Annotated in this window: 14 protein-coding genes; 8 read left to right on the forward strand and 6 right to left on the reverse strand. The window is 60.1% G+C overall.

Features of this window, described 5'->3' with window-relative positions; genetic code table 11:
- Positions 1-289: 289 nt before the first annotated feature.
- Both HX824_RS07995 and HX824_RS08000 read right to left on the reverse strand, forming a co-directional pair.
- Positions 290-2,143 (reverse strand): DUF4105 domain-containing protein, encoded by a 1,854-nt coding sequence (locus HX824_RS07995; protein ID WP_087695249.1) that lies wholly within the window; start codon positions 2,141-2,143, stop codon positions 290-292.
- Positions 2,144-2,236: 93 nt separating this feature from the next.
- Positions 2,237-2,725, reverse strand: a complete 489-nt coding sequence (locus tag HX824_RS08000) for a DUF3015 domain-containing protein (protein WP_003215845.1) — start codon at positions 2,723-2,725, stop codon at positions 2,237-2,239.
- Between the two features lie 267 nt (positions 2,726-2,992).
- Here HX824_RS08000 and HX824_RS08005 point away from each other — a divergent pair, with 267 nt between their 5' ends.
- Positions 2,993-5,431 carry a Lon protease family protein gene (locus HX824_RS08005; protein WP_177054421.1) on the forward strand — a complete coding sequence of 813 codons (2,439 nt, stop codon included), beginning with the start codon at positions 2,993-2,995 and terminating at the stop codon, positions 5,429-5,431.
- Positions 5,432-5,631: 200 nt separating this feature from the next.
- On the forward strand, positions 5,632-5,958 hold the full coding sequence (locus tag HX824_RS08010) for a hypothetical protein (RefSeq protein ID WP_003215849.1): 327 nt from the start codon (positions 5,632-5,634) through the stop codon (positions 5,956-5,958).
- Between the two features lie 146 nt (positions 5,959-6,104).
- On the opposite strand, the gene HX824_RS08015 is transcribed toward HX824_RS08010, so the two are convergent.
- Complete coding sequence (locus HX824_RS08015) at positions 6,105-7,940, reverse strand: hypothetical protein (RefSeq protein ID WP_177054422.1); 1,836 nt, start codon at positions 7,938-7,940, stop codon at positions 6,105-6,107.
- A 166-nt stretch (positions 7,941-8,106) separates the two neighbouring features.
- Between HX824_RS08015 and HX824_RS08020 the strand changes: the two genes are divergently transcribed.
- Positions 8,107-8,595: a TIGR00645 family protein gene (locus HX824_RS08020; protein ID WP_003215853.1), complete on the forward strand. Its 489-nt coding sequence runs from the start codon at positions 8,107-8,109 to the stop codon at positions 8,593-8,595.
- 113 nt (positions 8,596-8,708) lie between these two features.
- Positions 8,709-9,326 (forward strand): FKBP-type peptidyl-prolyl cis-trans isomerase, encoded by a 618-nt coding sequence (locus HX824_RS08025; protein ID WP_003215854.1) that lies wholly within the window; start codon positions 8,709-8,711, stop codon positions 9,324-9,326.
- Positions 9,327-9,380: 54 nt separating this feature from the next.
- Here the strand turns inward: HX824_RS08025 and HX824_RS08030 are convergent, their stop codons facing one another.
- The 3 genes from HX824_RS08030 to HX824_RS08040 form a co-directional block, all read right to left on the reverse strand.
- Positions 9,381-9,638 (reverse strand): hypothetical protein, encoded by a 258-nt coding sequence (locus HX824_RS08030; RefSeq protein ID WP_003215856.1) that lies wholly within the window; start codon positions 9,636-9,638, stop codon positions 9,381-9,383.
- Between the two features lie 197 nt (positions 9,639-9,835).
- On the reverse strand, positions 9,836-10,177 hold the full coding sequence (locus HX824_RS08035; protein ID WP_003215858.1) for a zinc ribbon domain-containing protein YjdM: 342 nt from the start codon (positions 10,175-10,177) through the stop codon (positions 9,836-9,838).
- A gap of 187 nt (positions 10,178-10,364) precedes the next feature.
- On the reverse strand, positions 10,365-11,333 hold the full coding sequence (locus HX824_RS08040; RefSeq protein WP_003215860.1) for a polyprenyl synthetase family protein: 969 nt from the start codon (positions 11,331-11,333) through the stop codon (positions 10,365-10,367).
- 239 nt (positions 11,334-11,572) lie between these two features.
- Here HX824_RS08040 and rplU point away from each other — a divergent pair, with 239 nt between their 5' ends.
- The 4 genes from rplU to proB all read left to right on the forward strand — a co-directional run bounded on the left by rplU (position 11,573) and on the right by proB (position 14,856).
- Positions 11,573-11,887 carry a 50S ribosomal protein L21 gene (gene rplU / locus HX824_RS08045; RefSeq protein ID WP_003176051.1) on the forward strand — a complete coding sequence of 105 codons (315 nt, stop codon included), beginning with the start codon at positions 11,573-11,575 and terminating at the stop codon, positions 11,885-11,887.
- A 34-nt stretch (positions 11,888-11,921) separates the two neighbouring features.
- Positions 11,922-12,197, forward strand: coding sequence for a 50S ribosomal protein L27 (gene rpmA / locus HX824_RS08050; protein WP_003215862.1), 276 nt, complete (start codon positions 11,922-11,924; stop codon positions 12,195-12,197).
- A 193-nt stretch (positions 12,198-12,390) separates the two neighbouring features.
- Entirely contained in the window at positions 12,391-13,614 is a 1,224-nt protein-coding gene (gene cgtA, locus HX824_RS08055) for an Obg family GTPase CgtA (protein ID WP_003215864.1), read from the forward strand.
- Between the two features lie 123 nt (positions 13,615-13,737).
- The gene (proB, locus tag HX824_RS08060) at positions 13,738-14,856 is read left to right on the forward strand and encodes a glutamate 5-kinase (protein ID WP_003215866.1); all 1,119 of its coding nucleotides are present in this window, start codon (positions 13,738-13,740) and stop codon (positions 14,854-14,856) included.
- Positions 14,857-14,869: the final 13 nt, after the last annotated feature.

Consider the following 14,869-nt stretch of genomic DNA (forward strand, 5'->3'; position numbering starts at 1 on the left):
CTTCGGGCGATCACGCGCCCCCTGTGGCGAGGGAGCTTGCTCCCGCTGGGGCGCGAAGCGGCCCCTGTTCAGGGTATTGAGATATTCCAGAGAGGGTGAGGTGTCTGGTTTTGGGGCTGCTGCGCAGCCCCGCGGGAGCAAGCTCCTTATGGACTAATTAGAGATCGTTCCCACGCTCTGCGTGGGCATGCCGCTCTGGACGCTCTGCGTCCGCTTTTAAAGGTCGTGACGCAGAGCGTCACAGGATGCATTCCCACGCGGAGCGTGGGAACGATCTACGGCTCAGGGATTAATAGTGATACCACTTCACTTCCAGCATCACTTCGTTCACCGGTGTCGCGAGGTGGCTGTATTCCCGCTGCGCACTCAGTCTCAGCCCCAGGTTGCGCGACAATTCCCACTGTTGATTCAGGCTGATACTGCGCCGCACCTCGCCATTGGTGAAGAAGTCACCCTTGGCTTCCAGGCTCAGGTTGCCCAGCGGGTTGCGCCACAACACACCTGTATTGAACCCGGCAGCCGGGGAGATGGCTTCACCGAAGTCGCTGTTGTGCTCCACGCGCACCGTGCCAAGGGCGAAGCCAAGCATGTCGTCGCGCAGTTGCCAGGTGCCGCCCGCGCCACCGTTGACGTGGCTGACGAGTGTCTCGTCGTCATGCTTGCCCGGTACGCGCTCCAGGCCGCCGGTGACTTGCCACGACCAGGGCTGCAGCAGCTCGTTGCGTGGGGTCAGTGAGCGGATGGTTGCCAGATCCAGTTGCTGCAATTGCCAGTGGTTGCCTTCGTACTGGCGCAGTTTCATTTGCAGGATTTCAATCTGCGCGCCCAAGGGGAAGCCTTCGGCGTTGTCGTTCAGGTCGTGGTAGGCCATGCGCAGGCCGTATTCGCCGAAAGCCTTGTCGCCCCGGGTGCCGATGCCGGCTTGCCAGGTGCGGGATTCGTGGCCGTCTTCGGGCAGGCCGGGGCGTTCGATCTTCAGGTCCGGCGCCGGGTTCTGGTTGATCGCCCGCAGCAGTTCGAAGCTGCGCTGGGAGCGTTCGGTGTCGCGCTCCAGGCCGTTGGCGCGGTAGCGGCCAAGGCGGTAGGCGGCGTCGATGATCAGGGCCTGGCGGTCTTTGGCGATGGCCTTGAACGCCGGGTCCTGCAGTTGTTTCTGGTCGTCGCTGATCTTCAGCACCCATTGCTGCTCGTCGCTGTCCAGCGGCTTGGCGCGTTCCAGCAGCTCCCGTTCACGGGAAGGGCGGTAATCGATTTTCTCCACCAGGCCGGCTTCTTTCACGGCTTTTACCGTGTCGGTAGGGATCGCGGTCAGCGGGAATTGTTCGGTTAACCGCAGGCTTGGGCGGGCCACTTGCAGCAGTTCCAGCAGGCGATAGGAGCAGTTTTCGTCGAAGAAGAAATAGTCGAATTGGATCTGCTTGAGTTCCCACACGTGCTCGACCATGCGCTCGGTCTCGACCTGGGTCAGGTTCAGGCGGTATTCCCACAGGTCGCGGTTCTCCAGGCTACGGTATTCCGAGAGTTTTTCCTGGTAGGGCACCAGCGCGAACAGGCCCGGGTAGCCGCCCATCAGGCCCTTCCAGGCGTAGAGGATGCTGTTGTCCGAGCCTTCGATATAGGCGCCAAAGTTGATCGCGTAGCTGAGCAGGGCGGTGTTGTTGCTCTGCACGTCAGCCTGGTCGATGCGCAGCAGGGTATGGCCGAACATTGATGACGGGCTGTTGAGGTAGGCCGCCGGGAAGATCATCACCGCGCTGTGGGGGGCGACGTCCTTGAACCATTGCTTGAACTCCTTGCAGTCCAGCGCCGGCAAGTCGCTCAGGTGCAACTGGTCCTTGAGCCAGCGTGTACGTGCCGGGTAAACGCATTGGGCGTGCTTTTCGCCGAGGCTGGCCGGGGCATACAGCGCCTCGACAGTGGCCTTCAGCTCCTGGTCCGGATGGTGGGCGCCATCGGGAGCGAGGAAGAATTTCTTGTCGCTGACATAGCTGCGCCAGCCTTTGAACTTGCCGGATTCGTAGTGCCCCAGTGAAAGCCAGAACGGGTCGTTGGCCAGTTGCTGCAAACGTTGATCATCAAGGTGCGGCGCCGCATACAGCGGGGCGCAGGCGAAGAGTGCCAGGTAGGCAAGGCGTTTGAGCATGTGGGCAACTTAAGTCGAGATAAAAAGACCCAAAGGGGAGGCAGGTCCAAAAATAATAAAACCCGTGCCTCGAAAGGCACGGGCGGGTCGAGCTTAAGCCTGGGTAGCGTATTTCGCCAGACGGGTGTCGCTTTTCAGTACAGCCAGGGTGTTGTTGTGCACGTCATCAGCGGTTACGTCAGCCTTGCTGAAGATTTGCTGGAAGTGCTCGTGAGTCACAGCGGCAAAGTGCTCGCGGTCTTCAGGAGCAACGCCCAGTACTACAGCGTAGGTAGTCAGCGCTTCGCCGTTACCCTTGGCCATGTCTTCGGACAGCTCGTTCATCATGCCATTCATGGCAATCCACGATTTGCCACCGTAGGTCAGTGCGCTGTTGGTGCTGCAGCCGTTGGTGCCCGAGGTCATGCCGAACGTGGCGTTACCCGAGGTACCGTTGGTGGTGGAGGCCAGGAAGTGAGCCGGAGTGCCGCGTTGGCCTTCGAACAACATGTTGCCCCAACCGCAGTTCGGGCCACCTGGCGCTTCTGCCATTGCATTGAGGGAGACGACGGTGAAGAGAGTACCGAGAAGGATCCGTTTCATAGCTTTGTTCTCTTTGTGTGCAAACCAATGGACAAGGGTTCAGGTGCCTGACAGCACCCTAGGGGTCGGTTATTAGTCCAACCCGCAGCAGGTTGGAGTTTAGGCATGATCCAAGGGTTCCGTGACTTTTTATGAAACAAGCCGGAAACACTCGGTTTTTTTACAGCCCCGAACACGGGGCTATGCTTTCCCCAAGCCGTCCTTGCCAGCCGGCCCAACCCGGCGCCAGAATGCCGTCATCTGCCCCGCCTGATGTAAGGAAGCCCGATGCCTGATCCTGTTGCTGCCAGCTTGCGTCTAGCGCCCGAAGCGCTGACTCGTCCTTTTTCCGCTGAACAGTTCAGCTTCTCGACCACCAATGATTTGGAGCCCTTTCGCGGTGTGCTTGGCCAGGAACGTGCGGTCGAAGCCTTGCAGTTTGGTGTGGCCATGCCACGCCCCGGTTACAACGTATTTGTGATGGGCGAGCCCGGTACCGGGCGCTTTTCGTTCGTCAAACGCTACCTCAAGGCCGAAGGCAAGCGCCTGCAGACCCCGGCCGACTGGGTCTACGTCAATAATTTCGATGAGCCTCGCGAACCCCGCGCGCTGGAACTGCCTGCGGGCGGTGCTGCCGCGTTCATCTCCGATATCAACGGCCTGATCGACAACTTGGTCGCGACCTTCCCGGCGGTGTTTGAACACCCGACGTATCAACAGCGCAAAAGCGCCATCGACCGTGCCTTCAACCAGCGTTACGACCGTGCCCTGGACGTCATCGAGCGCCTGGCCCTGGAAAAAGACGTGGCGCTGTACCGTGACAGCACTAACATTGCGTTTACCCCGATGCTCGACGGCAAGGCCCTGGACGAGGCCGAGTTCTCGCAGTTGCCCGAAGCCGACCGCGAGCGTTTCCACACCGATATTTCCGAACTGGAAGAACGCCTCAACGAAGAACTCGCCAGCCTGCCCCAGTGGAAGCGCGAGTCCAATAACCAGATGCGCCAGTTCAACGAAGAAACCATCACGCTGGCCTTGCAGCCACTGCTGGCGCCGTTGTCCGAAAAATATGCGGAGAACGCGGCCGTCTGCGGCTACTTGCAGGCGATGCAGGTCTACCTGCTGAAAACCGTGGTCGAGCAACTGGTGGACGATGCGAAAACCGACGCCCAGGCCCGCAAGTTGCTGGAAGAACAGTACTGCCCGAGCCTGGTGGTGGGGCATCCGATCAACGGTGGCGCGCCGGTGGTCTTCGAGCCGCATCCGACCTACGACAACCTGTTCGGTCGTATTGAATACAGCACCGACCAGGGCGCGCTCTACACCACCTATCGCCAATTGCGCCCGGGTGCGCTGCATCGTGCCAACGGTGGTTTCCTGATCCTTGAAGCCGAGAAGATGCTCAGCGAGCCGTTTGTATGGGACGCCCTCAAGCGTGCCTTGCAATCGCGCAAGCTGAAGATGGAATCACCGCTGGGCGAACTGGGCCGCCTGGCCACGGTGACCCTCAACCCGCAAGTGATCCCGTTGCAGCTCAAGGTGGTCATCATCGGCTCCCGCCAGTTGTACTACGCGTTGCAGGACGCGGATCCGGACTTCCAGGAGATGTTCCGGGTACTGGTGGATTTTGACGAAGACATCCCGATGGTGGATGAAAGCCTGGAACAGTTCGCCCAGTTGCTGAAAACCCGCACCTCGGAAGAAGGCATGGCGCCGTTGACCTCCGATGCGGTGGCGCGGCTGGCGACCTACAGCGCGCGGTTGGCGGAGAACCAGGGCCGCTTGTCGGCGCGTATCGGTGATTTGTTCCAGCTGGTCAGCGAGGCGGACTTCATTCGTCACCTGGCCGGTGATGAGCGCACCGACTCCGGGCACATCGAGCGCGCACTCAAGGCCAAGGCCACGCGCACCGGGCGGGTGTCGGCGCGGATTCTCGACGACATGCTCGCCGGGGTGATCCTGATCGACACCGCCGGCGCGGCGGTGGGCAAGTGCAACGGGCTGACGGTGCTGGAGGTGGGTGACTCGGCGTTTGGTGTGCCGGCGCGGATTTCTGCCACGGTGTACCCGGGCGGCAGCGGCATCGTCGATATCGAGCGTGAAGTTAACCTCGGCCAGCCGATTCACTCCAAGGGCGTGATGATCCTCACCGGTTACCTGGGCAGCCGTTATGCCCAGGAATTCCCGTTGGCGATCTCGGCGAGTATCGCCCTTGAGCAGTCCTACGGCTATGTCGACGGCGACAGCGCGTCCCTGGGCGAAGCCTGCACCTTGATCTCGGCCCTGTCGAAGACGCCGCTCAAGCAGTGCTTTGCCATCACCGGCTCGATCAACCAGTTTGGTGAGGTGCAGGCGGTCGGCGGGGTCAACGAGAAGATCGAAGGTTTCTTCCGTCTTTGCGAGGCCCGCGGGCTGACCGGCGAGCAGGGGGCGATCATTCCCCAGGCCAACGTCGCGACACTGATGCTCGATGAGAAGGTGTTGCAGGCCGTGCGGCAGGGGCAATTCCACGTCTATGCCGTGCGTCAGGCCGACGAGGCCTTGAGCCTGCTGGTGGGTGAGCCTGCGGGTTCGCCCGACGAAGAGGGGCAATTCCCCGAAGGCAGCGTCAATGCGCGGGTGGTGGAGCGTCTGCGGGCGATCGCCGAGATGATCAGTGAAGATGACCTGAAGGAAGCCGAGAAGGAGTTGGCGCAGGAAGCACTGGCTGAGACCAAGCCGGTGTAATCAATGCCGAAGGGGCCTGGTTCCAGGTCCCTTCGGCATATTTTTGACGCCGTCGTGACGGCAGTCATCCGTTGGTCCCCCAGCCTTGGTTTGTACCGGGTTTCTTCTATTCTCAGCTCAAGGGATAGCCACAGGAGTCGCTGGATAGAAACAGTCTTGCCCTGCGAGGCTGAATACCGGATCTACCGAGGGTCGCCGCCATGTCGCGCAACCTCTGCCTCACCCGCCAGTGCCTGGGCCTGGTCACCCGTATCGAATGTTCCATTCGCCCTCTCGCGGGGGATACCGGGATGTGGACCTTGTTGTTTGCCGCCGGAATGACCGGCGAACAACCCTCCACCATCAAGTCCCAAGGCCCGTTCCACGGACCTTTCGTGGCACAAACCATCCTCGATTCGATTGTTGAAAGCCTGACCCTGCACGGGTACGAGCTGGCTGACGACCCGCAGATCTGGTGCCTGCACCTGCAGGCGCACTTGCGACAACTCAATGGTGGGCGGCAGACGGTGCTAAGCGATATCCGCTGACCGCACTCCCCCCCGTAGCAGCTGTCGAGCGCCAGCGAGGCTGCGTCGGCCGCACCGCCGACATCGTGCCTGACTCCGAGCCCCGTTCGCACCCGACGCAGCCTCGCTGGTGCTCGACAGCTGCTACGGGGAAGGGGAGTTGTGTTCTAGGGCTTGGGGGCAGCGGCCGCCTCGGGTTTGTCCAGCTTCACCTCAAACCCATACTGCACCGTGTCCAGGCCGGTGCGCTGGTAGGTTTCCAATGTCGTCGGCTGGCCGTAGAAGTAATGCACGTCGAACAGCGCCGTGCCGTATTCCTCGGCGCGGTGGCTGACGCCGAGAATTTCCTTCAGGTAGTTGCCGCTGGCGTCCTTGGCATAGAACCGCCAGCTGTCAGAGGGGAACAGCTTCTGGTCGACAATCAGCGCGTTGTCCTTCAGCTCCAGGCCCTTGGGCAGTTGCCCGGCAGTGAGGCTGCCTTTCTCGATGGTCGCCAGGAACAGCGGCATCGATCCGACGGCAAACCCCGGGTTTTCAGGGAACAGGTTCAGGTCATAGGTGATGGTGCCGCGCCCCGGGTCGACCTCGTAGGCTTCGGCGGGCAGTTCGATCGGCTCGCCAAGCTTGCCTTCGTCGTTGGCGGTGAGGAACGTCACCGGGGCATCGCCGCCGCCGCGGTCCTCGCCCAGCAGGTCGTCGTTGAAGGTGTAGGGGTGATCGAACTCAACGTGCGCCGCACTGGCGTCATCCACCGACTGGTTGATGGTGACGCTTTTCTTCAGTTGGTCTTCAGACAGGGTGGCGTCCTTGAGCCAATCTGCGGCCTGGTCGTCATACACGGTGACGGGCATCGGCAACGGCTGTACGGTTTTTTCCAGGCTGTTCTTGTCGAAGCGCCGTACGGGCAGGTCCAGGTCCTTGCGGGTCACCGTGGCCTGGGAAAAGTCGAGCACGCTGACTTGCACATTGTCGATCAGGCCATTGAAGTACACCTTGGTGTAGTGGCTGTTCTGCTTGAGCTCGAAGGCTTTCTGCTCGTCTTCCAGCTGTTTCTCGAAGGCGTCGGACCAGGCCTTCTGCTTCTGCATTTCGGCCAGTTGCTTCTCGTAGAACGCCAGTTGCGCGGCGTTTTCGTTGATCGAGCCCGAGCGCGAGAGAAATTGCCCGGTGGTGTCACGAGCCTGCACCAGCAACGGGTTCGGCGATTCGTCCGCGACTTCCGGCGCCAGCGGGGCGCTGTTGGTCAGTTCGATCTCGGCGTAGTTCTTTTCCAGGGCCAGCAGGGTGACGGTGACGTTTTCTTCGGTGCGCTTGCGGCCCACGTCCTTTTTCGACAAGTCGAAGGTGAAGACTTTACGCGGGGCAATCACTTCCACCTTGCCCTTGAGGGTGACGGGCTGCGGCTGGCTTTTGTTCTCCGTCTCGACGCCTTCGACGAATGGGTAGGTCACCGTCAGGTCATCGGGGTTGGTCAGGTTGGAACTGGTGGGGCTCAACTGGATGCCCGGGTCGGTTTCCGACCATTCCGGCTGGAACGGGATGACCTTGCTGTTGCTCAGGGTCACCGACTGCCATTCCAGGCCGTGAGGGAAGGGGAACTGGTCGGGCATGTTGAAGTTGAACGGGAAGATCGGCTGCAGGTCCGTCAGGTAGTCCGAATGGGACGCCTTGCGCAGGACAAACAGGCCATTGATGTAGGTATCGACCAGCGCCTGCGGCGTAGGGTAATGCTTGAGCAGCGCCAGGGCGTCTTCGCTGTACTCGGCCTCGATGGGCTTGGTGGCGAGCTTGGCGCGCGCCCGTTCCAGCAACAGCAGCGAGCCTCCGAGCTCGGACACGGCGTCCTTGAGCTTGGGGTCCTGGATGGCGTCCAGGGATTGTTCGAACTTGGCGGTTTTCTCTTCGAGACTGGCTTGCTTGTGTTCATCGCTTGGGGAACAACCGCTGCCCATCAGCAACGCCGCACACAGGCCAAGGCTGGCCAAAGGGGATCGCACATCCATTATCTGAGTTTTCCTGTCCGACATCATCGAGCCGAGTTGATGAGCTCGACACTAGCAGAAAAATTCCTTAACAGATGCCGTACAGATCAGTTTTCTCGACGGTTTCTGGGGTTTGGGTGCGGCTGGTATACTCGCCGCCATTTTTAGCCAAGCTGTGTGAGATTCAATGGAACGCTTTATCGAAAATGCAATGTATGCCTCACGCTGGCTGTTGGCGCCGATCTATTTCGGGCTGTCCCTGGGGCTGCTGGCGCTGGGCCTGAAGTTCTTCCAGGAAGTGTTTCATGTGATTCCCATCGTGTTCACCATGAGCGAGTCGGATGTGATCCTGGTGCTGCTGTCGTTGATCGACATGGCCCTGGTGGGCGGCCTGCTGGTGATGGTGATGATCAGCGGCTACGAGAACTTCGTCTCCCAGCTGGACATCGACGAAAGCAAGGAGAAGCTCAACTGGCTGGGGACCATGGACTCCTCGTCGCTGAAGATGAAGGTCGCGGCGTCCATCGTAGCGATTTCGTCGATCCATCTGCTGCGGGTCTTCATGGACGCCAAGAACGTCGATCCCGAGCACCTGAAATGGTACGTGATCATTCACATGACCTTCGTGGTGTCGGCGTTTGCCATGGGCTACCTGGACAAGGTTACCAAGCATTAATCAGCCCCTGGCGCTCTCCTGCGCGGGGCTCATCAAGGGCGTGGCTTGTGTGCTAGTCTGCTCGCCCTTTTAGTTTGGACGGCACCTGTGTCGTCCTACAGCGGAGCCTTTCCATGTCCGAAGTTAATCTGTCCACCGACGAAACCCGCGTGAGCTACGGCATTGGCCGTCAGTTGGGCGACCAGCTGCGCGACAACCCGCCACCGGGCGTGAGCCTGGACGCGATCCTGGCTGGCCTGACCGACGCTTTTGCCGGCAAGCCTAGCCGTGTGGACCAGGAGCAAATGGCCGCCAGCTTCAAGGTCATCCGCGAAATCATGCAAGCCGAAGCCGCTGCAAAGGCTGAAGCTGCTGCTGGCGAAGGCCTGGCTTTCCTGGCTGAAAACGCCAAGCGTGACGGCATCACCACCCTGGCTTCCGGCCTGCAATTTGAAGTGCTGACTGCAGGTAGCGGCGCCAAGCCGACCCGTGAAGACCAGGTGCGTACTCACTACCACGGCACCCTGATCGACGGCACTGTGTTCGACAGCTCCTACGAGCGCGGCCAGCCTGCGGAATTCCCGGTTGGCGGCGTGATCGCCGGCTGGACCGAAGCCCTGCAACTGATGAATGCCGGCAGCAAATGGCGCCTGTACGTGCCGAGCGAACTGGCTTACGGCGCTCAAGGCGTTGGCAGCATCCCGCCGCACAGCGTTCTGGTGTTTGACGTCGAGCTGCTCGACGTTCTGTAAGACCTTACCTGCAGGAGCGAGCCTGCTCGCTCCTGCAGTGTTTTGCGCGGTTGCTCATGGATGAAACTTGCCATTGAGATCCGTCACCGGGCGCAACGCTCGGGCATAGCAGAACAGAAACAGATTTCTCACCACTTCCTTCAGCACCCCGGGCTCACTGGAACTCAGGCCATTGACGTCCAGGTCGCCCTGATCCTGCAGTTCGCTTAACGCCTCTTCTTCCAGCACCGCGCAGACTTCCCCGGTTTCCCGATGGAGGATTCGCAGGTAAGGGTGTGGACGGTCCAGCCAGGCATCGATCAAATAAGTCATGGGAAGTATCTCCTTGATGGGTTTCAATGAGAATAATTCTTATTCGTAGAATAGCAAGTCCCTATTGGCCATTTCCGGACTTTTCTGTGTGGATATTGTTTTTGATCAAAAGGCCTGGCCTTTTGCCGCCAGTGCGGAACTGACGCGGGGAGGGTGAAGCGCCATCCCGTGCAGGGCACGGGATGGAGGCAGCATATTCAGACCTTGCGGACGAACTCGGACTTGAGTTTCATCGGGCCGATACCGTCGATCTTGCAGTCGATATCGTGGTCGCCATCGCACAGGCGGATGTTCTTGACCTTGGTGCCGACCTTGACCACCAGGGACGTGCCCTTGACCTTGAGGTCCTTGATCACGGTGATGGTGTCGCCGTCCTGCAGGACGTTGCCCACAGAGTCTTTCTTCACGGATTCATCGCTGGCCGCCTCGGCTTCGCCGCCGACGGCCCACTCATGGGCGCATTCCGGGCAAATCAGCTGGGCGCCATCTTCGTAGGTGTATTCGGAATTGCATTTCGGGCAGGGTGGCAACGTGCTCACTAAAGCTCCTTGGTTTCAGGATGGCTAAAAAGCGCACATTGTATAGGGTTTTAGCCGGGCAGGGGGCAGCAACGCCAGAGAACGCTGTGGGAGCTGGCTTGCCTGCGATGCAGGCACCTCGGTTTGTCTGTTACACCGCAGTGATGCAATCGCAGGCAAGCCAGCTCCTACATGGAGCAGAGCAGAATCAGTGAGTACGGGCGACCGCGAACTCACTCAGCTCAACCAGGGCGTCCCGGTATTCGCTGGCTGGAAGGGCTTCCAGGCATTGGATCGCGCGAGCCACGTAGTCACGGGCCAGTTGCGCGGTGTATTCGAGGGAACCCGAGGCTTCCACGGCTTCGCGGATGCTTTCCAGGTCTTCGATCCCGCCTTTCTGGATCGCCTTGCGCACCAGGGCGGCCTGTTCCGGCGTGCCTTCGCGCATGGTGTAGATCAGTGGCAAGGTCGGCTTGCCCTCGGCCAGGTCGTCACCGACGTTCTTGCCCAGGGTTTCGGCGTCGCCGCGATAGTCCAGCAGGTCGTCCACGAGCTGGAAGGCCACGCCCAGGTGATCGCCGAACGTGCGCAGGGCTTCGCTCTGCTCGGGCGTCGCTTCGCACAGGGCGGCGGCGCTGTGGGTCGAGGCTTCGAAGAGCATCGCGGTTTTGCCGCGAATCACTTCCATGTAGGTTTCTTCGGTGGTGCTGGCGTCGCGAACCTTCGACAGCTGCAACACTTCGCCTTCGGCGATGATGCGCGTGGCCTGTGAAAGAATCTTCATCACCGGCATCGAGCCCAGCTCGACCATCATTTCGAACGAGCGCGAGTACAGGAAGTCGCCCACCAGTACGCTCGGCGCATTGCCCCACATCGCGTTGGCCGTCTCGCGACCACGGCGCATGCCGGACATGTCGACCACGTCGTCGTGCAGCAGGGTGGCGGTGTGCAGGAACTCGATGGTCGCGGCCAGCAGGCGCAGGTCATCGCCTTCGCGGCCCAGGGCCTTGCCACACAGCAACACTAATAAAGGACGCAGGCGTTTACCGCCGGCCGACGTAATGTAGTCGCCAATTTTGGAGACCAGCGGCACTTTAGAAGTCAGCTGCTTCTTGATGATGCCGTCGACGGCGCTAAAATCGTCCGCCACCGCGCGGTAGAAAGCTTGGGGTTGCATCAGCGACAGTCGCTCCAGAAGGGTTGCGCGGCATGCTAGGACCCGCGTCCCGTAGTGTCAAGGCGCGATAGACGGCTACTTGCAACACCTCCATAGCTTGCGTACAATCGCGCACCCTGAACTTCCTGGGCAGCACCTGCCTTACGCAATTGCATTCGGGACGTCCATCCCATGCAGCCATGCCAGCCAATACCTCTTCTTATAAAGCGCTGGGTGAGCAGGATTATCGGAGAAATACCATGTCGTACGCAGTAATTGTTACTGGTGGCAAGCAATACAAGGTCGCCCCAGGTGAATACCTGAAGATCGAGAAGCTGGAAATCGCTACTGGCGAATCCGTTACTTTTGATCGCGTTCTGTTGGTCGCCAATGGCGATGACGTGAACATCGGCGCTCCAGTTGTTGCAGGCGCTACCGTTGTGGCTGAAGTGATCTCCCAAGGTCGTCACGATAAAGTCCGCATCATCAAGTTCCGTCGTCGTAAGCACCACATGAAGCGTATGGGCCACCGCCAGTGGTACACCGAGATCAAAATCACCGGTATTCAGGCTTAATTTCAGCCTAATTCCTCACTAGGAGAATTGACTCATGGCACACAAAAAAGCTGGTGGTAGTACCCGTAACGGTCGCGACTCAGAAGCCAAACGCCTTGGCGTGAAGATGTATGGCGGCCAGGTTATCATTCCGGGCAACATCATCGTGCGTCAGCGCGGCACCCAATTCCACGCCGGTTACGGTGTTGGCATGGGTAAAGATCACACTCTGTTCGCTAAAATCGACGGCGTGATCAAGTTTGAAGTAAAAGGCGCTTTCAACCGCCGTTACGTGAGCATTGTCCCGAAGACTGAAGTCGTCGCGGCATAATTACGTAGTTGCTGGAAAAGCCCTGTCTCGCGACGGGGCTTTTTCGTTTGTGGGGTGAGTCTCTTGCAAAGCTGTTTGTGATGGGCGAAAGCAGTGGATTTGCGGTCGTTGCTTGAGGTCGCTGCGCTCATTTTTGCAAGAGTCTTATGTCTTGGTTTCTTAAGCTCGTCCGTGTGGCGAGAGGCGTTTTGTTATGAAGTTCGTTGATGAAGTTTCGATCCGAGTAAAAGCTGGCGACGGCGGTAACGGTTGCATGAGTTTCCGTCGGGAAAAATTCATCGAAAACGGTGGTCCTAACGGTGGTGATGGTGGTGATGGCGGCTCGGTCTACATGATCGCCGACGAAAACCTCAACACCCTGGTGGACTACCGTTACACCCGGCACTTTGATGCCGAGCGTGGCTCCAACGGCGGCAGCACCGACTGCACCGGTAAAAAAGGCGAAGAGCTGGTACTGCGGGTTCCGGTCGGCACCACCGTGATCGACTCCGCAACCCAGGAAGTCATTGGTGACCTGACCAAAGCCGGTCAGCGCCTGCTGGTGGCTCATGGCGGCTGGCACGGTCTGGGTAACACCCGTTTCAAGTCCAGTACCAACCGTGCGCCACGCCAGACCACGCCGGGCAAGCCAGGCGAGCAGCGTGACCTGAAGCTGGAAATGAAGGTACTGGCTGATGTGGGCCTGCTGGGCTTGCCGAACGCCGGCAAAAGTACGTTCATTCGCTCGGTGTCTGCTGCCAAGCCGAAAGTCGCCGATTACCCGTTCACTACCCTGGTGCCGAACCTGGGTGTGGTTAGCGTCGACCGCTGGAAAAGCTTCGTGGTTGCGGACATTCCGGGCCTGATCGAAGGCGCTTCCGACGGCGCAGGCCTGGGGATCCGTTTCCTCAAGCACTTGTCCCGCACCCGTTTGCTGCTGCACCTCGTCGACATGGCGCCGCTGGATGACACCAGTGCACCGGACGCTGCTGAAGTGATCGTCAGCGAGCTGACCAAGTTCAGCCCGTCCCTGGCTGAGCGTGATCGCTGGTTGGTGCTGAACAAGTGCGACCAGATCCTCGAGGAAGAGCACGAAGAGCGCGTCAAGGAGATCGTTGATCGCCTGGAATGGACCGGTCCGGTCTACGTGATCTCGGCCATTGCCAAAGAAGGCACTGAGCGCCTGACTCGCGACATCATGCGTTACCTCGAAGACCGTGCCGATCGCCTGGCCGCCGACCCTGTCTACAAGGCCGAGCTGGCTGAACTGGATCAGCGCATCGAAGACGAGGCTCGTGCCCAGTTGCAGGCGCTGGATGATCAGCGTGCCCTGCGTCGCAGTGGCGTCAAGTCGGTCCATGATATCGGTGACGATGATTGGGACGAGGAAGACGTGGATGATGAAGATGGTCCGGAAATCATTTACGTGCGCGACTGATTCGTTGCAGTAAACTTAAGCGCCGCTCAATCGAGCGGCGTTTTGGTATCTGGAAATCGGTAGTCACGAATAACGTTATGGGCGGCGCTGGGTCGCGCGGCCCTCTATCTAAGGTTGAAGATGATGCGGAGCAAGGTGACAGGTGCGCAGCGTTGGGTCGTTAAGATCGGTAGCGCGCTGCTGACGGCGGATGGCAAGGGGCTGGATCGTGCGGCCATGAGTGTCTGGGTGGACCAGATGGTGGCCTTGCATGAGGCCGGCGTCGAGTTGGTGTTGGTGTCGTCCGGGGCGGTTGCCGCCGGCATGAGCCGCCTCGGCTGGACCGCGCGACCCAGCGCGATGCATGAGCTGCAGGCTGCCGCCGCCATTGGTCAGATGGGCCTGGTACAGGCCTGGGAGTCCAGCTTTGCCGAGCACGGGCGCCACACGGCGCAGATTCTGCTGACCCATGACGACTTGTCCGACCGCAAGCGCTACCTGAACGCCCGCAGCACCCTGCGTGCCCTGGTTGAACTCAAGGTGATCCCGGTGATCAACGAGAATGACACCGTGGTGACCGACGAGATTCGCTTCGGTGACAACGACACCCTGGCAGCGCTGGTGGCCAACCTGGTTGAGGCTGATTTGCTGGTGATCCTCACGGATCGCGACGGCATGTTCGACGCTGACCCGCGCAATAACCCTGAGGCCCAGCTGATTTACGAAGCGCGTGCCGATGATCCGGCGCTGGATGCGGTGGCTGGCAGTGTCGGCGGTGCCCTGGGGCGTGGCGGCATGCAGACCAAGCTGCGTGCGGCACGGCTGGCGGCGCGTTCCGGCGCGCATACCATCATCGTCGGTGGTCGGATTGAGCGGGTGCTGGATCGCCTCAAGGCGGGCGAGCGCATCGGTACGCTGCTGTCGCCTGAGCGTGGCATGCTGGCGGCGCGCAAGCAGTGGCTGGCGGGGCATCTTCAGACGCGCGGTACCCTGGTGTTGGATGCTGGTGCGGTTTCAGCGTTGTCCCAAGGCAACAAAAGCTTGCTGCCGGTGGGTGTAAAACTGGTCCAGGGCAGCTTCCGCCGTGGCGAAATGGTGGTGTGCGTGGCGCCGGACGGTCGTGAGATTGCCCGTGGCCTTGCCAACTACAGCGCCCTTGAGGCGCAGAAAATCATCGGGCAGTCGTCTGAGGCGATTGTCGGTCTGTTGGGTTACATGGCTGAGCCGGAGCTGGTTCACCGGGATAACCTGATTCTGGTTTAAGTAAAAAGGAAGT

The sequence above is a fragment of the Pseudomonas sp. D4002 genome (genome assembly GCF_013385665.1).
Lineage (GTDB): Bacteria > Pseudomonadota > Gammaproteobacteria > Pseudomonadales > Pseudomonadaceae > Aquipseudomonas.